An 18,658-nucleotide genomic window follows, 5' to 3' on the forward strand; every position below is an offset into this window, starting at 1 on the left:
TCTACCCAGAAAATTGCCCCCCGATGATGAATAAAACCTATTGCCCCAGCCTCACCGAGTACCAACGCCGCCTTTCGCGGGAAGTCAAGATTGGCGATGTGCCGCTGGGGGGCAAAAACCCGATCCGCGTGCAGAGCATGACCACCGTGGACACTATGGACACGCTCGGCTCGGTGGAGCAAACCTTGCGCATGGTAGAGGCGGGTTGCGAGTATGTGCGCATCACGGCGCCCAGCATGAAGGAGGCCCAGAACTTGCTGGAAATCAAGAAGGAGCTGCGCAAGCGCGGCTGCACCGTTCCGCTTATAGCAGACATCCACTTCACGCCCAACGCCGCCGAGCTGGCCGCCCGCATCGTGGAGAAAGTGCGCGTAAACCCCGGCAACTACGCCGACAAGAAGAAATTCGACTTCATTGAGTACACCGACGCTACCTACCAGGACGAGGTAAACCGCATCCGGGAGCGGTTCCGCCCACTGGTCCAGATTTGCAAGCAGTACGGCACGGCTATGCGCATCGGGACTAACCACGGCTCTTTGTCCGACCGTATTTTGTCGCGCTACGGCGATACGCCGCTGGGGATGGTGGAGTCGGCGCTGGAGTTTCTGCGGCTGTGCGAGGAGGAGAACTATTACGATGTGGTGCTCAGCATGAAGGCCTCCAACACCCAGGTGATGGTGCAAGCCTACCGCTTGCTGGTGCAAAAGTTGGACGAGGAAGGACTGCAACCGTACCCGCTGCACCTAGGCGTAACCGAAGCCGGCGAAGCCGAAGACGGACGCATCAAGTCAGCCGTGGGTATCGGGACGTTGCTGGAAGACGGCATTGGCGACACCGTGCGCGTGTCGCTCACCGAAGCGCCCGAAGCCGAAGCGCCGGTTGCCAAAGCCCTGATTGACCGCTACACCACCCGCGCCGCCGACGCCAAGCCCATTGCGCCCGTGACGGAAGTACCCATCGACCCGTTCCAGTACCACCGCCGCACCACGCGCGAAGTGCTGAACGTTGGGGGGCAAAATGTGCCGCGGGTCATGGCCGATATCTCGCGGCTGTCGTCGGTGGAGTATGCCGATTTGCGCGCCGTGGGGCAGATGTATTCCGTGTTTCTGGACAAGTTTCAAATGAATGACTTGGGCGCCGACTACATCTACAGCGGCCAGCGCCCGGTGCCGTTCATGCTGCCCAATGGCCTGAAGGAAGTAGTTGACTATCAAGCCTGGCTCGACGCTGGCCGCCGCACCGACCATTTCCCGGTGCTCACCCAAGCTGAATATGCCACCGCTGGCCCGGCTCACCCGGAGCTGAATTTCGTGTTCCAGAACCTGGAGTCGCTCACGCCGCCAACGCTTGATCAGCTCCGCGCCGACGCCACAGCTGTCATCATCCTCTACACCGATAACGCCCATGCTATGCCGGAGCTGCGGCGGGCGTTTTTCCGGCTGATCAATCAGGGCGTGACCAACCCGGTGATTATCAATCGCCAGTATCCGGTGCTCACGCCCGAGCAAACCCAACTCTACGCCGCCACCGACGTTGGCGGCTTGCTCTTGGACGGCCTTGGCGACGGCGTGGTGCTCAGCACCGAATTACTGCCTGAGCGCGCCAAAGAGAAGTGGCTGCCCACCATCGACCAGCTCAACCAGCTTTCCTTCGGCATCCTGCAAGCGGCACGGACCCGCATGTCCAAGACGGAGTACATCAGCTGCCCCAGCTGCGGCCGCACCCTGTTCGACCTCCAGGAAACCACCGCCATGATCCGCAAGCGCACCGACCACCTCAAGGGCGTCAAAATCGGCATCATGGGCTGCATCGTGAACGGCCCCGGCGAAATGGCCGACGCCGACTATGGCTACGTGGGCGTAGGTAAAGGCAAAATTGCCCTCTACCGCGGCCAGGATGTCATTAAGAAAGCCGTGCCCGAAGAGCTAGCCGTGGATGAGCTAATTGAGCTCATGCGCGAAGACGGCCGCTGGATTGAGCCCGTGCGGTTGGAAGCGCCGGTAGGGGTGTAAGTATTTTAAAATAATAAGAGCATATGCTTAAAGATTTAATTAAGATTTATAAGTACGTTGATAGATTAACGCTCCGAATAATGATAGTAGGTATTATTATTTTACTCACTGTTGTTTCGATAATTTTACTCAAAGCTTATTCTGAAATTCCCGATTTTATGTTCGCTATTAAAAATGAGATGATTGAAAACAAATCATTTATAGATAGTATAGGAGTTAATAATGGGTACGCGATTTGGTTTGATAAAGACAAATTAGAAAGAAAAGATACAATTCCTTTTTCAGTTTCTATAATAAATAATGATAGTGTGTACGTTAAAGTAATTGGTCAATATTACTGGCAGAATGGTGGGAATATAATTTATATTAAACAAGATACATTATATAAGTCGATTTAATTGGGAGTAACCAAAAGTTGGAGCGGAATATTGTCATGCTGAGCTTGTCGAAGCATCTCTACCGCTTCGTTGAGAATACTAACCGGTAGAGATGCTTCGACAAGCTCAGCATGACAGTTTTATTGACTCAAATGGATGCTGAGAGAATCAACGCTTTTACAAAAGGTCCGTTATTTGCTTTCTGGTTCGGCTCGACTAGAAACCATGAAGAACCTATTTGCATTGATCCTGGTGTGCCTCATGTGCGCTACCGCTGCGCAGGCCCAGGATATTCAGTCCATCGGCAAGGATAGAAAGGCCATCAAGAAGGACGTGCGCAAGCGCGACAGGAAATACAAAAAGCTGCGCGTGGACATGGCCGCCGATGGCAGTGACATAGAATGGTATCAGGCCGGCGATAAGAACCCGGAGAATGCCACGATTGGCTTTGGGTATCGCAATGATGTTTGTGTGACTACGCTGACGGCCTTGGCAGACTCGGTTAGCCTCTTGAAAATGCAAACCAAACTGAATGCCCGCAACGAGCAAACCGATGAAGCCGTCTGGGATTCAAAAGATGGGAAGTACCGCACAAACATCACCACGAGCCCCGGTCAGTACTACGTGATTACACGGCGGCGTAAAGAGTAACAATGCTGGTCTTCTGAGCAGAACAGACGACCTACTCTACGTACAAGTTAGAAGAAGGACCCGGAAGGCAGTAGTTGTCATTCGGGTCCTTTTGGTTTCGGTGGGGGGCATTTTTAGTTAACCGCCTTGTTGCTTAAAACATCTTGCGTGGCTGAACGTCTACCGCTGCATGAAGATCAGAGCAATACTAACTGGGGCGACGGGCATGGTGGGGGAAGGTGTGTTACACGAGTGCCTCAACGACCCCGACGTGGAGCAGGTGCTGTCCATCAGCCGCAAGCCCTACGGCCTAAACCACCCTAAGCTGCGCGAAATCTTGCACCGCGACTTCCACGACTTATCGGCCATACAAGACCAGCTGACGGGCTACAATGCTTGCTTTTTCTGTTTGGGCGTGTCGTCGGTGGGCATGAAGGAACCGGAGTATCGTCGCATCACCTTCGATTTGACCATGCACTTCGCGCAAACGGTGTTGCAGCGCAATCCGGACCTCACGTTCTGCTTTGTGTCGGGCACGGGGACGGATGGCACCGGCAAAGGAAAGCTGATGTGGGCGCGGGTAAAAGGCCAGACCGAAAACGCCCTGTTGCAGTTGCCTTTCAAGCAAGCGTACATGTTTCGCCCCGGCTTTATGCAGCCTACGAAAGGTCTGAAAAACACACTCTCTGCTTACGCTTACTTATCCTGGCTGTATCCGGTGTTTCGGCCTTTGTTCCCCAAGTACGTTTCCACCTTGCAGGAAATGGGCCAGGCAATGATCAATGCCGTGCGCCACGGATATCCCAAACGCGTGCTGGAAGTGCTGGATATTGTGGCGCTGGCGAAGGCCAATGGTTCGGCGTAGGCTGGCTGTGGGGGGCAAATTCTCGTAGAAGGCGTACTACATCTGTCCGATAATTACCTTCTACATGATTCAAACCGTCATTTTCGACATGGACGGCGTGCTGGTTGACACCGAGCCGCTGCACCGCGATGCCTTTTTTCAGCACTTCGCCGAGCTGGGCGTAACGCTAACGGACGAGAAATACGCCACCTTTCTGGGCTCCTCTACCCGCAATATGTACCAGCAGTTCAAGCAGGAATTTGGGCTGAGGCAGGATGTAGAAACGCTCATGAGCCGCAAGCGCGAGTTCTTCGGCAAGGCCTTTGACGAGTCGACCGACTTGGAATTGCTGCCCGGCGCCCGCGAACTAGTGGAGGATTTGCACCACGCGGGCGTCCCGCTACAGCTGGCCTCGTCGGCTTCCAAAGAGACGATTCATCGGGTATTTGAGCGCTTTGGGCTGTATCCATACTTCGATAACATAGTCAGCGGGGAAGATTTCCCCCAGTCGAAGCCCAACCCGGCGCTTTTCCTGCACGCCGCCAAACTGTCCGGTAAGCCCCGCAGGAGTGTCTGGTAATTGAGGATTCGGCCAACGGCGTGACGGCGGCCAAAGCCGCCGGTATGTACTGTATCGGCTACAGCAGCCCACATTCGGGCGGACAGGACTTAAGCCACGCCGACCAAGTTGTGTCGGATTTGCGACAACTTAATGCGGAGATGATTCTGCGCCTTTCAACGCCCATAAGTTCGCCCGCAACCACATAAGCCTCTGCTAACCTTCGTAGTAGCTCGAAGAAATGGAGAAGCGTCTGTTAACTCTGCCCGAACTAGGCTTGCTGATCTATATGCTGCGCGGCAAAGCGCAGGTGGAGCGGATTCTGGCTCTGTTGCCTACCGCCGAAGTAGAAGAGCTAAACGATGGCGGCATGGGTAGTTTGCGTTTCGTCAGCAATAAGCAGAACCGACGTTTGGGGAAAGTACTAGCCGAGCTTTGGTATAAAGATGTGGATGAGGTGCCCGTACTGGCCTCACTTTATCTGGACACCGAAGGCGACTTGTATGAGCTGGACAGTTGGAAAGCCGATTCTACACCATTGAAGCGCATTCCCGCTTTCTAACATCAGCCTATTTGCACTTCTCCTTGCGGCGCGTATCGATGATATGCACGATTTTCCAGCCCTCAGCCAGCTTCACTAGCTGAAACGAATTGTAGCCGCAGTGGCTGAAAGTGGTGCCCACATAAAACTGATACGGCGTCCAGACGCTGGCCAGGTTGGCGTCGATGAGCACTTGCTCAAAGGTGATGCGCTCATCGTACACTTCCTTGTGCGGCGTGCCCACGCTTTTCAGAAAACCCGCTACTTTCTCCACCTGCACCTGGGTTTTGCCCTCGCGGTTGGCAATGACCTGAAACACGGCGCCCGGCGCCAACGTGCTTCGCACCATCGTGCTGTCGCCGCGCCGCATGCCGTCGAAGAACGTGTTAATGGTTTGCTTGACGGCGGCGGTTTCGGTGGTGCTCGTTTGAGCGAAGGCAGCAAAATTGCCCCCCAGAAGGCAGGCAGCGAGGAGAAGTCTTTTCATGAAAGAGGGGTGGAGAGTTATGATCTGAATTACAATAGCAAGGACGCGACAAATTACCAGAAAGCTGCGCCGTAGGATTTGCGTGCTGAAAAAGCCCCCAAGCCAACTTTTGTACTCCCACAAAAAAGGTGCTTGCCCTTTGTAGAGAGCAAACACCTTGTTCTGCCAAGCGTACGCTTCTGATTTGTCAATTGGGCGTCAGGTTCAGATCAGCAATTCTATTGCCTAGTTCTATGCCCATTTGTATGGAAGCCAACTGCGTAAATCGGTAGTGAATGCCAGCATAGATTCTGGAGAATGCAGCCTCTTCTCTCAGGGCCGAAATAGAAGGATACTGCCGGGCTGGCAAACCTCGCCACGCATAGGCGTTATCGGTTACCGGAATGTCGCCGAATTCTCTGATTAAGACCTGCATAATGGGAGCGTTCAGCCCAACCAATCCGGAAGGATAGTCGGGGTAGGGGGGCGAGGGCAAGAGTGATTGCCAATTCGGATCAATATGCCGGTGGATATACGTAATCGGCCGCAGCAGATTATACTGGTATTTGCCTCTGAAGGTGTTGATTGGGCCATCTTTCATAGCAATACCCGTTTTGGCGTACACTTCTGCGGCCCGCCCCAGCCTGGCATTATGACTTTTCAATAGCCCGTTTATGATAGAAAGAGCATGATAGGGTGCCGGAACTCCTACGCCTACGCCGCCCGCATCAGCCCACCAGTTCACGGTCGCTCTTTGCTCTGGGGTCAACGCTCTTCCCAGGTCATACACTTCTTTTGCCTCTCTGTAAAAGGCGGAGGCTGGATCTTCGGAATAAGCAACGGGTAATGGAGGCGCTGTAGCCGTTAGGCTATATGCCAGAAAAGGCCTGGAATTCTGTAAGAAGGGGCCTTGCGGGGCAGGGAAATTCGGTGGGGTAAGGACGTAGGAACCCGGGAAAACCGGTAGCACGTAGCCCTGACTCCCCAGATTAAAGTTGTCGGTGGTCGACCAGGTATAGATAGCACTCGCAACGGCCCGCCCATACGCTTGCGAACGACTGATAACAGCATCGGCGGTGCTTAAGCGGTAACGATTGTTGTAGGCATTTTCCAACGAATCAATCCGGGCTCTGTCGGCGTCGGTAAGGCCAACCAATAATTGCTTGTACAAGCTGGCTAAGGCAGCATTGGCACTTGCGCCCCACAAATACTCACGGCCCGGCTCCGGGGTCGGCATAGGGGGCATTTGATAAAGTTTTGTAGATAAACTTACGGCTCCCTTTATACCCTGCCGAACGGCTTCGTACAGACCTACACCTATGTACCCAAAGTTTCGGTTGTTTAAGATCGTAACTGGTTGTGGGGTTCTACGCAGTTCGGTTTTTCCTGCCAAATCATACCAATCGTACACGACGTTGGCACTTTCCTCTTGGGCGGTTTTTGACGGCCGGCGTACTATTTCCTCATATAGCTCATCGCAGCTATAGAAGAGCATAGCGGACATAAGAAGCACGAACAGCTGAGCCACTTTTAGGTGGCTGTTTAATAAAGGCAGTTTCATAGCGAAATTGGTTTGGTGGGAGAAGGCCGGTGAGGGAATCGCAAGAGACTCAGGCTCGGATTGTCCACCGAGTGGATATCCTAGTTTCTAAGTGAGACAAGCGAGGGAACGGCTTCTATTGCCTTATATGCGCATAGAATAGCTCAAAGCCGTTGGCGCGGGGCTGCAAGTCCGAAGGGTTCTTGTTCGGACGTATCCAGATTGACTGAGTAGATGCCATCTACTTAGTCAATTTAAACAAATAACAATATAAGTCAAAATATTATTTGATTAATTATAATAAAAGCAATTGTTTATAATGCGCATTATGGGTGTAAAAACACGCGTTTGAGCGCCTTAGGGCCAGTTTTTGAACCCTACAAGGAGCAATCAATTTGTGTATTTATTTTAACTTGCAGCAAATCATTCTCGCCAGTCAGGTGTTATGATAGCGAACCAAAAACCACTGTAATGAAAGGTCGCAACCTGTTTAATTTCGGTCCTGCCCTCGGTTATTTCTTCCGCAAGAATGACCCGAACCGGCACACCAATTTCAACCTGCGTACCATGCATTTCATCAATAAGCTCTCCATGGCCATGTTCTTGGTCTGCTTGCTGGTGATGCTGTTCCGCTACGTGCTTTAGTCTCAAATGAACATCGAAGATTATCGCGACTACTGCCTCTTGAAGCCCGGCGTAACGGAGGAAACTCCCTTCGACGACGATACGCTGGTATTTAAAGTGGGGGGCAAAATTTTCGCCCTTACCAGCATTAGTCAGTATGGTAGCGTTAATCTGAAGTGCGATCCTGAGCGTGCCGTGCAGCTCCGCGAGGAGTTCGACTACGTGCTGCCGGGGTACCATATGAATAAGAAACACTGGAACACCGTGGTTATTGGCAGCGGTGTTTCTAACGCTCAGCTTCGCGAGTGGACTGATCATTCGTACGATTTAGTACGAGCGTCCTTGCCACGCGGAGTACGCGAAGAACTCGCGAAGGACTGTTAGAGCTTCTGTGTAAAGCTGCTACATCAGCTAGCCGTGCTGCTTGAACCCCTTTAGGTTTGGGCGACACGGCTTCTTTTATTTTGAATGCTTGTGTTTAGAATATTTTATATATAAATTATGAATATACATACTATTCAAGCCTGCTATGAGTCGATATCTACCTGCTATAGTGGTATTGGGAATAGTGAGCGTGGGCCTATCAGGGTGCATGACGACCCGCGTTGCCACCATATACGATTGTGATACCGTCGTAAATGACCCAAATAGTACCAAAGTAGTTACCTCCTATTTCTGGGGGCTACGGCAGCCGGCCGATATCAAACCGCCCTGCGATTCGCGCTCCAATCATCTGAACAGCGTTACGGTAAACACGAATTTCGGCTACTTTCTGCTGTCCCTCGTCACAGTAGGCGTAGTAACGAAGCAGCGTGTAACCTGGTGTTGTGCGCCTTATACGCCTGCCGTCGATACCATAGGACTTGGGCCTGCCACTAGGCCCGAAAGCAAACTCAGCTTATCCGCCCGCCCATGAGCCTGCCCAACGGAATTGAGGCGCTCCCCATGGCGGAGTGGACCAACCGCCATGAGAACTTTACGCAGCGCTTGCAAGCCAGCGCCTGCTTCAAGCTGCGCATTCCCAACCTGCCCACCAGCCAGCAGCAGTACCAGCAAACGACAGCCAACTTTCAGTGGCTGATCCGCTACGGCATCGAGCACAACGTGCGCATGCGGGCCGTTGGCAAGGGCTGGTCGTTTTCGGAAGTGCCCGTGACCGATGGCGGCTTGGTAGACACATTGGCGTTGCGGCAGTCATTTGCCCTCCAGCCGAGCATGGTCGCGCCCGCGTATCAAACTGCGGGGCGCCGGGCCGACAACCTGTTTTTTACGGAGTGCGGCATGAGCATTATCGGGTTGGAACAGCAACTGGAGTCGCGGCAAAAGTCGGTACGAGCTTCCGGGGCCAGCAATGGGCAGAGTATAGCAGGTGCTTTCTCGACGGGGACGCACGGGGGGGCTTTTCGCTTCGGCTCCGTTCAGGAAACGGTGGTGGGCCTGCATATCGTCACGGGCCCCGACCGGCACGTGTGGCTGGAGCGGGCATCATACCCGGTGGCTGCACCCAAATTCACGGACTGGCTGGGCGTAACGGATGTGTTTCGCGACGACGACCTGTTTAATGCGGCCTTGGTGAGCTTCGGTAGTTTCGGCTTTATACATGGGGTGCTGCTGGAAACGGAGCCACTGTTTTTGCTAGAAGAATCCAGCTCGCCGCGCGTGCCCTACCGCGAGGGCGTGAAACGGCTCATGACTCACCTCGACCTTACAGGCCTGAAACCGTGGCTGCAACTCCCACTCAACGACCCAACGCGCCAGCCTTACCACCTTACCATCATCATCAATCCTCACCAGTTCGACCCCACGGGCGCTGACCCGAACCGGGGCGTGTTTGTGCAACTGCTGTTTAAGGCGCCGTATCGAGCGGTGTATCCGCGGCGGCCGGCGCCGGCTTCTGGCTTTATCTACGGGGATAGTTCGCTGGGCCTTATTTCGACGGTGCTCGACCATTTGGGTAATGCGGGCGTGGCCCTGGTGCCCACGCTGGTAAATCGGTTGTACCCGCTGGCCTTGGAGCGCAACAACGGCACGGCTGGCACTATGAGCGAGACCTTCGACAACACCAACATCCGAGGCAAAGCGGCCAGCGCCGCCATCGGCATCGACAACCGCGACGTGCTCCGTGTGCTGGCCGAAGTTCACGCTCTCAACCAACAAACGCCCTTTCCCGGTGTGCTGGGCTTGCGGTTTGTAAAAGGCACTAAAGCTACTCTAGGCTTCACGCGCTTCCCCGTTACGGCCGTGCTGGAATTCGACGGCGTAGAGGCCCGTATTACGCGCCGGTTTCTGGAGATGATCTGGGCCCGGTTGGAAATCCTGAACATTGCGTACACGCTGCATTGGGGCAAAATCAACTTTAACCTGACCGAACCGCGCCTCCGCAAAATGTACGGAGACACGGCCGTAAATCAGTGGCTTGCCAGCCGCCACCGCCTGCTTGACGCCCCCACACGCCGGGTATTTACCAACCCCTTCATGGAGCGCTGCGGCCTGGATAAAGCGCCTGCACAGGTGCCAGTAGTGTAGGCCTCACCCCCGGCCCCCTCTCCTAGGGGCGAGGGGGAGCCTAACGCTAGGTGTTCTTCGTCGCACCTTCGGCTCTCGCCTCAGGCACGACTACCGAGGCTTATCGATAAAAAAGCCCCCAGAACTAGTTATGGGGGCTTTTTTACTTTGACACTGTGAACGTCAAGCTGGTAGCGGTTGCGGAGGCGTGAGCCGACGCAGCCGCGTAGGTCGGGCGTCAGGCTCCCCCTCGCCCTTAGGCGAGGGGGCCGGGGGGTGAGGCCCCTACACCACCACATTCACCATCCGGCCGGGCACCACGATTACCTTTTTAGCCGCTTTGCCTTCGCTGAACTTCTCGAAAATCTCGGAGGCCAATACTTCCCGCTCAATATCAGCGGCAACGGCGGCGGCGGCGAAGGTCATTTTGCCGCGCATCTTGCCGTTGAAGGAAATGGGGTAATCGATGCTGGCTTCTTCGAGGTATTTTTCCTCGAACACCGGGAATTGAGCCGTGGTAATGCTGCCGGGCTCGTGGCCTAGCTCCGCCCACAGCTCCTCAGCCAGGTGAGGCGCGTAGGGCGAAATGATAACCGTAAGCGGCTCCAGAATGGCGCGCTTGTGGCAATTCAGGGCCGTTAGCTCGTTCACAGCAATCATAAAGGTGCTGACGGACGTGTTGAACGAGAACCGCTCAATGTCTTCCTGGGCCTTCTTGATGGCTTTGTGCAGGGCCTTCAACTCGGCGGGCGTGGCGGCCTCGTCGGTTACGGCTAGCTGGCCATCTTCGGGGTGGAAGAGACGCCAGAGCTTCTTGAGGAAGCTGCTCACGCCGCTCATGCCACTGGTATTCCAAGGCTTGAATTGCTCCAGCGGCCCCAAGAACATTTCGTAGAGGCGCAACGCGTCAGCCCCGTAACGGCTAATGAGGTCGTCGGGGTTAACTACATTGTATTTGGACTTCGACATTTTCTCTACTTCCCAACTACACAAGAAACGTCCGTCTGGATTAGGCTCACTGATGAAATTACCAACAAGGTTTTTATTCGTGTTCCAGTTGTCTATCCCTTCAACATTAAGGACGTCATTTTCTACGTTGTTTACGTCAATGTGAAGTGCAGTAATTTTATTGAAATTTAGTTTTTCAAAAGAAAATTTCAGTGGGGTAATTGGACAATTAATTTCGTTCCAGACGTCAGCTATACGACTTAGTTCGTTTACCAAATGACTCTTATCTTCATTTGTGAATGCTTTAGATGCGAGACGTTTCTGAAGTTCATTAGAAATGAAAACACTAGGTTCGGCTTCGAGCGTAGCATTCGATGGGTTATAATCATCCCAAATTTCATTTAGTCGATACACGAAGTTCGAGCGCCCCAAAATCATCCCCTGATTAATCAGCTTCTGGAAAGGCTCGTTGCCGCTGACGAGGCCCAGATCCTTCAGAAACAGATACCAGAAACGGGCATACAGCAAGTGACCGGTGGCGTGCTCGGCGCCGCCCATGTAGAGGTCCACGGTTTGCCAGTATTGCTCGGCATCCTCGCTCACAAACCGCTCGTCGTTGTGCGGGTCCATGTAGCGGAGGTAGTACCAGCTAGAGCCGGCCCAACCGGGCATCGTGCTTAGCTCGAAGTCGAACTTGCCACGGTACTTCCAGTCCTGCGCACGACCCAGAGGCGGCTCGCCGGTTTCGGTGGGCTTATACTCGTCGATTTCGGGCAGCACGATGGGCAAATCGGCTTCGGCCACGCCGTAGGCCAAGCCCTCCTTATAGTAAATCGGGAGAGGCTCACCCCAGTAGCGCTGACGGCCAAAAATGGCGTCGCGAAGGCGGAAGTTTACTTTGCCTTTGCCTAGGTTATGCTCTTCGAGCCAAGCAATGAGCTTATCGGTAGCCTCTTTGTAGGTGAGGCCGTTGATGAGCTCAGAGTTGATGTAGCGGCCTTCCTTGGTGGGGTCGGCTTGCTGATCGAGGTTCTGCTGAGCATCGGTGACGGCGATGATGGGCAGATCGAAGTGCTTGGCGAAGAGGTAGTCGCGCTGGTCGCCGCTGGGCACGGCCATCACGGCGCCGGTGCCATAGCCAGCCAGCACGTAGTCGGCCAACCACACGGGCACAGGCTCGCCACTTACTGGATTAATAGCGTAGCTGCCGGTAAATACGCCCGACACGGTTTTGGTATCGGCCATACGGTCGCGCTCCGAGCGGCGCTTGCTGGCCAGCACATAGGCGTCCACGGCTTCTTTCTGCTCAGGCGTAGTGAGCTGGGCAGCCAGCTCGTGTTCGGGCGCCAACACCATGAAGGTGGCGCCATAAATCGTGTCGACGCGGGTGGTGTATACCTTAATGCCCTGCTGGGGGGCATTTTGGAGCGGAAACGTAACCTCAGCGCCCACCGAGCGGCCGATCCAGTTACGCTGCATTTCCTTCACCGGCTCGGGCCAGTCGATGGTGTCGAGGCCCTGGAGCAAACGGTCGGCATAAGCGGTGATGCGCAGGTTCCACTGGGGCATGAGGCGTCGCTCGACGGGGTAGCCGCCGCGCTCCGAGAGGCCATCTTTCACCTCATCATTGCTGAGCACCGTGCCCAGCGCCGCGCACCAGTTCACGTACGTATCCGACTGATACGCCAGACGATAGGGGTGAACCGCGTCGATGCGCTGCTTCTCGGTCATCATCTGCCACTGCCCGGCTGTGAAGTCGTGGCGCTCGTCGGCATCACCGGCGGCACGCACGCCGGCGCTGCCTTTCTCGCCAAAAATATCCTGCAAGGTGCGGATGTTTTCGGCGCGGTTGGTTTCTAGGTTATACCAGGAGTTGAACAGCTTAAGGAAAATCCACTGCGTCCACTTGTAGTAGCTGGAGTCAGAAGTACGAATTTCGCGGCTCCAGTCGTAGCTAAAACCCAGCGACGAAAGCTGCTCTATGTAGCGCTGAATGTTCTCGCGGGTCGTTTTTTCAGGGTGCTGACCCGTCTGGATGGCGTACTGCTCGGCGGGCAGGCCAAACGAGTCGAAACCCATGGGATGCAGCACATTAAAACCCTGTAACCGCTTGAAGCGCGACACAATATCGGAGGCAATGTAGCCCAGCGGATGGCCTACGTGCAGGCCCGCGCCGCTGGGGTACGGGAACATGTCGAGCACGTAGTACTTGGGCTTGTCGGAGCTGTTGCTGACCTCAAACGTTTTATGCGTTTTCCAGTGGGCTTGCCACTTTTTTTCAATTTCCTCGGGACGATACGCGGGCATTAGCAGGAGTTTAGGCTGTTCTGAACAGGCGAAATTACGCAAAAAGCCGCGCGGCGCCTTGATAAATAGCCTGTGTTGGCTACAAGGCACGCTTCGCCGGCTCTGGGGGGCTTTTTTACGACTGTCCCGATTTATATTCCCAACTCAAACTGAAACACGCCGCCCCAGCGGTTGCCGGGGGCATCGAGGTCCCAGTTGCCGCGGGCGGGCTGGTAGCTGGCATTGAGTTGGGCTTTCACCCGGTGCTTGCGCAGGTATTTGGTCAAGCCCACCTCAAGTACTTCCTGTTGGTTTGCTTGCTCCCTGAGTACACGGTCAGGCCGCAGCCAGGAGTAGCGCAAAGCCGGCTCCCAGCCCGAAGGGAAATAGTAGGAAAGCTGCTGGTTGAGGCCCCGGCCCACATACGCATAGCGCAGCTCATCAGTAGAGTCAAAGGTCAACGGATCGGGGCTGTGGCGTTGCATATACTCGCCCAAGTAGGCCCAGCCCTGGTATTTCACCACCGCATCGGAAATAAACGTGCCCAGGTCTACGGGGCTGAATAAGTCGGTGCCGAGCTGCCCGCCGGTGCGGGTGGTTTGCCGGTTGTAGCTGTAGCCCGCCGCCACCGATACTTTGGGTGTCGGCTCACGGGCCAGGTCGCCCTCCGAGTAGTCGCCACCATCTTGGAAAGCGCCAAAGGGTAGCCATTCCACGCGGCCGGTATACGCCAGGCCAGGGCTTGAGCCGTTGGCACTGCGCCCTTCGCCAGTAGTTATAGCGCCTTTCAGCGAGTACAGCGCCACCGGCCCAATGGGGTGAGTGAAGTAAACTTTTACTCCAAAGTCGCGGTCAATGGTCAGGGCCGAATTCACAATGGAGCGCTCCGCAAACTGCAACTGCCCCGACGACGTGACGCGCTGCCGGTTGCCGGGCAGTTTGTTGAGCCCAAAGGCCACGTAGAAGTTGGGGTTGAAGTTGTAGAAAATGACCGCGTCGCGCACAATGTTGGCAATGCCGGAAGCCTCAAAATCCTGGTCGGCGCGCGAGAATGCTAGTTGAAGAGTATAGCCCAGCCGTTCGCGCAGCACATAGCCATCGGCCCGCAAGCGTAGGCGGCGCACCCGGGCGTCGTACTCCCTCACGCCCAGATCGGTGCCCGAACGGGTGACGAATCCCATGCGGTTTTGCATCCGAAAGCGGAAGTTGATGAAGAAGAGAGAGTCAGGAGAGCGGAACTCCATGCCATTGAAGCGCACTGGTCGTTCATCGGCCTCACCCTGGGCGTACACCTGCTGATTCAGGCCCAATAAAAGCCCCCCGCTCAAGCCAGCGGCCACTAATAAACGTCGCATCATAAGGCCGCAAAGTAAGCAAAGCAAACGCGGCCGATCAGTACATCCCGCGTCACAATATTATGGCAAGTAGAATTGAAGCGGATTTTTGCCCCCCCAGGTGCCTTCGCTGCTCAATACCCGAAACCGCGCAAACAGCTCTTCCCCGTACCATTTCTCCTGCCGCGTCAGCCGAATAACCTCCTTGTGTTTCTCGTCTCGATACGCATACTGCTGCATGGCCTGCGCCGATTCCCACACGCTAAATGTAGCCTGCCGCACCACCGGCAACTCGCCCAAACCTACAGCCGCCAATACGCCCTGCGCGCCCGCAATGGCCGCACTGGTAGGAGCGACGTACTTCCAGAAGCGCGGCGTTTTCCACCAGCGAATAGAAGCGCGGGTCAGCACGGCTATCGGACCGTCGCTGGGGGCATTTCTGGGCTGTAGTCAAACGGATTCGACCCGTCCCAAAGCCCATGCGCTTTGATAGGCGCCAGGCGCGCCGTCCAGATTTCCCGGCTGCGACGTTGGTACTCTGCCCACAATGGGTGCGCCGCAAAAAATGCCTCGGCCGCCGCCGCCGATTCCCACACCGCCATCATTCCATATAAGTGCAGGTTCGGCCGCAGTCCAAATCCATTGTCTGCCCCACTGCCTAAGAGCTTAAAAAACCGCAGTCCTGCCACTTTGCGCAGTGGACCCTGCGAAGTGCCCATCTGGGCTAAGCCCCAGCGAGCCTGCCCAGGCAATAAACCGAATAACGAAATAGTAGTAAGCGGGGTAGGAGCCAAGGAATCAGTGTTCAGAATCGAAAGTAAAAAGGCATTACAACAATACCATAGGCGGTCATGCAGAGCGCAGCGAAGCATCTCGCGTGTTTAGCTGGATTACTAATCAGACATCAGCACGCCAGATGCGTCGCTGCCGCTCTGCATGACGGTCAAAGAAAGTGTGTAGCCGTAAAACTAGTAACCAACAAAAAAGGGCCGGAATTGCTTCCGACCCTCTTCTTATAGCTCAGAAAAGCAGCTCTAGGGATTTACTTTGGCATGCTCGTCGCCGGTGGGCTGGTAGCGCTCGCCGGTGGTTACGGCCTTCACGTAGCCAAAAGCACGCACCAGCACATTGCTGGGCTGATCCCAATACTCGCCGCGCTCAATGTCCACTTTCAGCAAGGAAATATTCGGGTCATCGGAGCCTTTAGGAAACCAGGCGCGCAAGCCTTCGCTCCATAAGTCTTTGATTTTCTGACGGTCGTTTACCACGCTGGCCGTGCCCGAAATAGACACGTACAGATTATCATCGGGCTTAGAGTATCCCAAATTGATGTGCCGATCTTTCTGCACTTCGTCAATTTTGGCAGAGTCGCGCTCCGTGAAAAACCACAGCGTGCCATTATCTTCCGGCTCTTGGGTATACATCGGACGACTGTGCAGCGTGCCGTTGGGCTCGGCTGTGGTCATCATTGCTATTTTGATGTCTTTAATACGCTCAATCAGCTTTGTTACGTCGTTACTTACGGCTACTTGCTCGGCCATGATTTCTAGGGTTTTGGTGGTACGTAGATCAGTGCTTAGAAATACGGCCGGTGCTCTCGAAGGTTCAGAGCGGTCGAGCTTTTCCCTGTTCATGGCGTACTTTAGCTCCCTGTGAACTTTCTCGCCCACTTACTGCTGTCCGGCTCGCCTGCCTCCCCCGATTACGCCGATATTGTAGTTGGTAACTTCGCCGCCGAAGCTGTGCGCGGACAGGCCGGCGTGCTGGCTTATCCGCCCGCCGTGCAGCGCGGCATCCGCCTGCACCGCTTCATCGACTCCTTTACTGATGCGCACCCACTCGTGCGCCGCACTACGGCCCGCCTGCGCGAAGCTGGCTTAGGCAAGTGGGCGGGGGTCGTTTCCGATATGGGCTTCGACCACCTGCTGGCCCGCGACTTCGCTCACTATCACCTCGACGACCCCACGGAGCAACTGCCCGCCTTCGCTCAGCGCCACTACGCACTGTTGCACGACCGCCGCAAAGAGCTACCCGACCGCCTCCAGCATCTGCTTCACTACATGCGCCGCGACGACTGGCTTACCGGCTACGCCCGTCCTCAAGGGTTAGAGCGCGCCCTGCTCGGTCTAAGCCGCCGCGTACCCAGTGCCGAAATTCTAGCTACCGGAGCCGCCGCGTTTCTGGCGGAGCTGCCGGCGTACGAAGCAGATTTCCGGGAATTTTGGCCGGAACTGCGGGCTGCTTCTCAATCCTTGCGGAGCACCGAAATGTGATGGTAACTCCCAAACTGGCACGAGCTTGTAGCTCGTACCTACCATGCCGGGAGGGTGCGCCGCCTCTGTCAGGTAAGATCGTTGCGATGAGTTTCGCAATAGTTTAGCGCAGCGTAACTCGCGAACAGCTACATAGTAATCTTGAATTTAGATTTAAATAAGAGGTTTCTCTCCGGAGAGGGTGGATGTAATGCTAAGGCCGCGTGTCCCAGAATACTCTTTCTAGCAAGGTCGCTTTCTGCTTGATATTGGGGTTGCTGCTTATTTCGTTGAAGGGGTAGAACAGCGACCTAGGCACGCCATTCCACACGGCAATGGGGGTCGGGATCGGCTTGATGTTGGGGTAACCGGTTCGGCGCCAGTCCGTCCAGTTTTCCATCACCACGCCGAAATTAGCGATGTATTTCTGGTTGATGATCTGTTCGAGCTTGGCCGCCGCCGTGCCGGTTAGGGTGCCATGCGCTGCCAGGTAAGTGGTAATGGCGGCCGGGGTGGCGTTGGCGTTACCCAGGGAGGCCCGGATACCTTCGCGGAAGAAGGTTTCGGCATCGCCGGGGGCCCCGAAGCGTAAGGCGGCTTCGGCGCGGATAAAGTTGTACTCAGAGTACAGCAGTAATCGGGAAGGCGCGTCCCCGCTGTAGGTGATGGCTGTGCCCTGTATGCTGCCGTTCGCGAGCACGCCCGCGGGGTTGACGGCCGAGGCGGTGCCCTTGAGATAGCTATGCAGCCGCGAATACAGCGCCGACGGCGTGGGGTCCAGAATGGACGAGCCCTTATACGAGGTGGAGTTGAATGGGAAGGGGATAAAATAGGCCGTCCGCCGGGGGTCTTCCTTGGTGTTCATCAAATCCACCAGAAAGCGGTTGGGGAAAAATTGATCTCTGAACTGCCCCCCTCAATGCTGGCCAGCGGGTTTTGCCGCTGCGCCTGGTTCAGGAACATCATCTGGAAGTTGTCGTCGTTGGCCTTCATGAACTCTGCGCCACTGCTGATCAGGGCCCTGATCTGCTGAGAGGCAAAGGCCGGATCAGACTCACTGTAGTGCAAAAACATCCGCAGCTTTAGCGTATTGGCCAGCCGTTCCCATTTTACTTTGGATGCCGCCCAGGTTGGAGCGGCATAAATGGTGGTAAAGCCGTTGGGCTCCAGCAGCGAGGTAGGCGCATTCAGATCCGCGATGCCTTCGTCCAGCAGGGCAATCAGCTGGGGGTAAATGACGGCGTCATCATCGTACTTTGGGTATTGAACCTCCCCGAATTTAAGCCCTTCGGTGTACGGCACATCGCCCCAGGCATCCACCGTGACCTGGTAGGTATAGGCCTTTAGGATTTTAGCCACCCCGGTGTAGTGAGGACTGCCATTCTCCGTGGATACTTTAATCAGTTGCTCCAGATCGGCGAGAATACCCGCAAAAATAGAGTTCCACGTATTGTTGACGTCCGAGTCGCTGATGGAGTAGCGCTCGTAGTTGGTGAAGGTGTTATTCAATACCGGCCCCTGCGCAGAAAACTGCTGCATGATCAGGTTGCTGTAGCGCATTAAATCGCTTACCCCCATGAAGCCAAGATTGGTAGTGGCGGCCGGCAGAATCTCGGTAGCGCGGGCTACGGTGATGTTGTTCGGGTCATCGTTTACATCGAAAAAGCTGTCACACGAGGGGAAAATTAACCCGGCCGACACCAGCGCGATGGATAGGAGTTTAGGGTATTTCATGAGGGT

The 18,658-nt window shown here is 55.2% G+C and carries 21 protein-coding genes; 12 read left to right on the forward strand and 9 right to left on the reverse strand.

Translation table 11 applies throughout. The annotated features are described in order from the left end of the window. The first annotated feature begins 26 nt into the window (after positions 1-26). The 7 genes from ispG to EPD59_RS09955 all read left to right on the forward strand — a co-directional run bounded on the left by ispG (position 27) and on the right by EPD59_RS09955 (position 4,984). A complete protein-coding gene (ispG, locus tag EPD59_RS09930) occupies positions 27-2,012 on the forward strand; it encodes a (E)-4-hydroxy-3-methylbut-2-enyl-diphosphate synthase (protein ID WP_133274652.1) in 1,986 nt (661 codons plus the stop codon). Between the two features lie 23 nt (positions 2,013-2,035). Continuing rightward, complete coding sequence (locus tag EPD59_RS09935) at positions 2,036-2,410, forward strand: hypothetical protein (protein ID WP_133272635.1); 375 nt, start codon at positions 2,036-2,038, stop codon at positions 2,408-2,410. A gap of 204 nt (positions 2,411-2,614) precedes the next feature. Continuing rightward, the gene (locus EPD59_RS09940) at positions 2,615-3,040 is read left to right on the forward strand and encodes a hypothetical protein (protein ID WP_133272636.1); all 426 of its coding nucleotides are present in this window, start codon (positions 2,615-2,617) and stop codon (positions 3,038-3,040) included. 169 nt (positions 3,041-3,209) lie between these two features. Then, on the forward strand, positions 3,210-3,884 hold the full coding sequence (locus tag EPD59_RS09945) for an NAD-dependent epimerase/dehydratase family protein (RefSeq protein WP_133272637.1): 675 nt from the start codon (positions 3,210-3,212) through the stop codon (positions 3,882-3,884). Between the two features lie 64 nt (positions 3,885-3,948). Further along, positions 3,949-4,443, forward strand: a complete 495-nt coding sequence (locus EPD59_RS09950; protein ID WP_240731701.1) for an HAD family hydrolase — start codon at positions 3,949-3,951, stop codon at positions 4,441-4,443. Further along, a complete protein-coding gene (locus EPD59_RS22430) occupies positions 4,443-4,631 on the forward strand; it encodes an HAD family hydrolase (protein WP_240731734.1) in 189 nt (62 codons plus the stop codon). Before EPD59_RS09950 ends, EPD59_RS22430 begins: the two co-directional genes overlap by 1 nt. 32 nt (positions 4,632-4,663) lie before the next feature. Continuing rightward, positions 4,664-4,984, forward strand: a complete 321-nt coding sequence (locus EPD59_RS09955) for a DUF6984 family protein (protein ID WP_133272638.1) — start codon at positions 4,664-4,666, stop codon at positions 4,982-4,984. 7 nt (positions 4,985-4,991) lie between these two features. Here EPD59_RS09955 and EPD59_RS09960 read toward each other — a convergent pair whose 3' ends face one another. Continuing rightward, positions 4,992-5,450, reverse strand: a complete 459-nt coding sequence (locus EPD59_RS09960; protein WP_133272639.1) for a nuclear transport factor 2 family protein — start codon at positions 5,448-5,450, stop codon at positions 4,992-4,994. Positions 5,451-5,637: 187 nt separating this feature from the next. Continuing rightward, the gene (locus EPD59_RS09965; RefSeq protein WP_133272640.1) at positions 5,638-6,675 is read right to left on the reverse strand and encodes a phosphatase PAP2 family protein; all 1,038 of its coding nucleotides are present in this window, start codon (positions 6,673-6,675) and stop codon (positions 5,638-5,640) included. A 765-nt stretch (positions 6,676-7,440) separates the two neighbouring features. On the opposite strand from EPD59_RS09965, the gene EPD59_RS21580 reads away from it, so the two are divergent. From EPD59_RS21580 to EPD59_RS09980, 4 genes are all read left to right on the forward strand, one after another. Then, a complete protein-coding gene (locus tag EPD59_RS21580) occupies positions 7,441-7,614 on the forward strand; it encodes a DUF6728 family protein (protein WP_165963537.1) in 174 nt (57 codons plus the stop codon). A 6-nt stretch (positions 7,615-7,620) separates the two neighbouring features. Next, positions 7,621-7,977, forward strand: coding sequence for an MmcQ/YjbR family DNA-binding protein (locus EPD59_RS09970; protein ID WP_133272641.1), 357 nt, complete (start codon positions 7,621-7,623; stop codon positions 7,975-7,977). A 145-nt stretch (positions 7,978-8,122) separates the two neighbouring features. Then, the gene (locus EPD59_RS09975) at positions 8,123-8,509 is read left to right on the forward strand and encodes a hypothetical protein (RefSeq protein ID WP_133272642.1); all 387 of its coding nucleotides are present in this window, start codon (positions 8,123-8,125) and stop codon (positions 8,507-8,509) included. After that, complete coding sequence (locus EPD59_RS09980) at positions 8,506-10,119, forward strand: FAD-binding protein (RefSeq protein ID WP_133272643.1); 1,614 nt, start codon at positions 8,506-8,508, stop codon at positions 10,117-10,119. Before EPD59_RS09975 ends, EPD59_RS09980 begins: the two co-directional genes overlap by 4 nt. A 264-nt stretch (positions 10,120-10,383) precedes the next feature. On the opposite strand, the gene EPD59_RS09985 is transcribed toward EPD59_RS09980, so the two are convergent. From EPD59_RS09985 to EPD59_RS10000, 5 genes are all read right to left on the reverse strand, one after another. Beyond that, positions 10,384-13,353 (reverse strand): leucine--tRNA ligase, encoded by a 2,970-nt coding sequence (locus tag EPD59_RS09985; protein WP_133272644.1) that lies wholly within the window; start codon positions 13,351-13,353, stop codon positions 10,384-10,386. Positions 13,354-13,484: 131 nt separating this feature from the next. Next, positions 13,485-14,690 carry a porin gene (locus tag EPD59_RS09990; RefSeq protein WP_205703524.1) on the reverse strand — a complete coding sequence of 402 codons (1,206 nt, stop codon included), beginning with the start codon at positions 14,688-14,690 and terminating at the stop codon, positions 13,485-13,487. 57 nt (positions 14,691-14,747) lie between these two features. After that, a complete protein-coding gene (locus EPD59_RS22435) occupies positions 14,748-15,077 on the reverse strand; it encodes a hypothetical protein (protein ID WP_240731702.1) in 330 nt (109 codons plus the stop codon). Positions 15,078-15,079: 2 nt separating this feature from the next. Then, positions 15,080-15,538, reverse strand: coding sequence for a hypothetical protein (locus EPD59_RS22440; protein ID WP_240731703.1), 459 nt, complete (start codon positions 15,536-15,538; stop codon positions 15,080-15,082). Positions 15,539-15,700: 162 nt separating this feature from the next. Then, complete coding sequence (locus EPD59_RS10000) at positions 15,701-16,207, reverse strand: pyridoxamine 5'-phosphate oxidase family protein (RefSeq protein WP_133272645.1); 507 nt, start codon at positions 16,205-16,207, stop codon at positions 15,701-15,703. A gap of 111 nt (positions 16,208-16,318) precedes the next feature. Here EPD59_RS10000 and EPD59_RS10005 point away from each other — a divergent pair, with 111 nt between their 5' ends. Next, positions 16,319-16,939 carry an acyl carrier protein phosphodiesterase gene (locus EPD59_RS10005; protein ID WP_133272646.1) on the forward strand — a complete coding sequence of 207 codons (621 nt, stop codon included), beginning with the start codon at positions 16,319-16,321 and terminating at the stop codon, positions 16,937-16,939. 193 nt (positions 16,940-17,132) lie between these two features. Here EPD59_RS10005 and EPD59_RS23200 read toward each other — a convergent pair whose 3' ends face one another. Together EPD59_RS23200 and EPD59_RS23205 are read right to left on the reverse strand one after the other, a co-directional pair. Further along, complete coding sequence (locus tag EPD59_RS23200) at positions 17,133-17,783, reverse strand: SusD/RagB family nutrient-binding outer membrane lipoprotein (RefSeq protein ID WP_133272647.1); 651 nt, start codon at positions 17,781-17,783, stop codon at positions 17,133-17,135. Beyond that, positions 17,783-18,652: a SusD/RagB family nutrient-binding outer membrane lipoprotein gene (locus EPD59_RS23205; RefSeq protein WP_133272648.1), complete on the reverse strand. Its 870-nt coding sequence runs from the start codon at positions 18,650-18,652 to the stop codon at positions 17,783-17,785. Before EPD59_RS23205 ends, EPD59_RS23200 begins: the two co-directional genes overlap by 1 nt. Between the last annotated feature and the right edge of the window lie 6 nt (positions 18,653-18,658).

This window comes from Hymenobacter radiodurans, from assembly GCF_004355185.1.
Taxonomy (GTDB): domain Bacteria; phylum Bacteroidota; class Bacteroidia; order Cytophagales; family Hymenobacteraceae; genus Hymenobacter; species Hymenobacter radiodurans.

What these genes read in the sequence shown, in the direction of transcription:
- EPD59_RS10000 (WP_133272645.1), bottom strand. Translation starts at nt 16,207, where the DNA reads ATGGCCGAGCAAGTAGCCGTAAGTAACGACGTAACAAAGCTGATTGAG.
- EPD59_RS09975 (WP_133272642.1), top strand. Translation starts at nt 8,123, where the DNA reads ATGAGTCGATATCTACCTGCTATAGTGGTATTGGGAATAGTGAGCGTG.
- EPD59_RS09970 (WP_133272641.1), top strand. Translation starts at nt 7,621, where the DNA reads ATGAACATCGAAGATTATCGCGACTACTGCCTCTTGAAGCCCGGCGTA.
- EPD59_RS09955 (WP_133272638.1), top strand. Translation starts at nt 4,664, where the DNA reads ATGGAGAAGCGTCTGTTAACTCTGCCCGAACTAGGCTTGCTGATCTAT.
- ispG (WP_133274652.1), top strand. Translation starts at nt 27, where the DNA reads ATGAATAAAACCTATTGCCCCAGCCTCACCGAGTACCAACGCCGCCTT.
- EPD59_RS09940 (WP_133272636.1), top strand. Translation starts at nt 2,615, where the DNA reads ATGAAGAACCTATTTGCATTGATCCTGGTGTGCCTCATGTGCGCTACC.
- EPD59_RS23205 (WP_133272648.1), bottom strand. Translation starts at nt 18,652, where the DNA reads ATGAAATACCCTAAACTCCTATCCATCGCGCTGGTGTCGGCCGGGTTA.
- EPD59_RS09965 (WP_133272640.1), bottom strand. Translation starts at nt 6,675, where the DNA reads ATGCCCCCTATGCCGACCCCGGAGCCGGGCCGTGAGTATTTGTGGGGC.
- EPD59_RS09945 (WP_133272637.1), top strand. Translation starts at nt 3,210, where the DNA reads ATGAAGATCAGAGCAATACTAACTGGGGCGACGGGCATGGTGGGGGAA.
- EPD59_RS09980 (WP_133272643.1), top strand. Translation starts at nt 8,506, where the DNA reads ATGAGCCTGCCCAACGGAATTGAGGCGCTCCCCATGGCGGAGTGGACC.
- EPD59_RS09935 (WP_133272635.1), top strand. Translation starts at nt 2,036, where the DNA reads ATGCTTAAAGATTTAATTAAGATTTATAAGTACGTTGATAGATTAACG.
- EPD59_RS22440 (WP_240731703.1), bottom strand. Translation starts at nt 15,538, where the DNA reads ATGCTTCGCTGCGCTCTGCATGACCGCCTATGGTATTGTTGTAATGCC.
- EPD59_RS09960 (WP_133272639.1), bottom strand. Translation starts at nt 5,450, where the DNA reads ATGAAAAGACTTCTCCTCGCTGCCTGCCTTCTGGGGGGCAATTTTGCT.
- EPD59_RS23200 (WP_133272647.1), bottom strand. Translation starts at nt 17,783, where the DNA reads ATGAACACCAAGGAAGACCCCCGGCGGACGGCCTATTTTATCCCCTTC.
- EPD59_RS09990 (WP_205703524.1), bottom strand. Translation starts at nt 14,690, where the DNA reads ATGATGCGACGTTTATTAGTGGCCGCTGGCTTGAGCGGGGGGCTTTTA.
- EPD59_RS09950 (WP_240731701.1), top strand. Translation starts at nt 3,949, where the DNA reads ATGATTCAAACCGTCATTTTCGACATGGACGGCGTGCTGGTTGACACC.
- EPD59_RS21580 (WP_165963537.1), top strand. Translation starts at nt 7,441, where the DNA reads ATGAAAGGTCGCAACCTGTTTAATTTCGGTCCTGCCCTCGGTTATTTC.
- EPD59_RS09985 (WP_133272644.1), bottom strand. Translation starts at nt 13,353, where the DNA reads ATGCCCGCGTATCGTCCCGAGGAAATTGAAAAAAAGTGGCAAGCCCAC.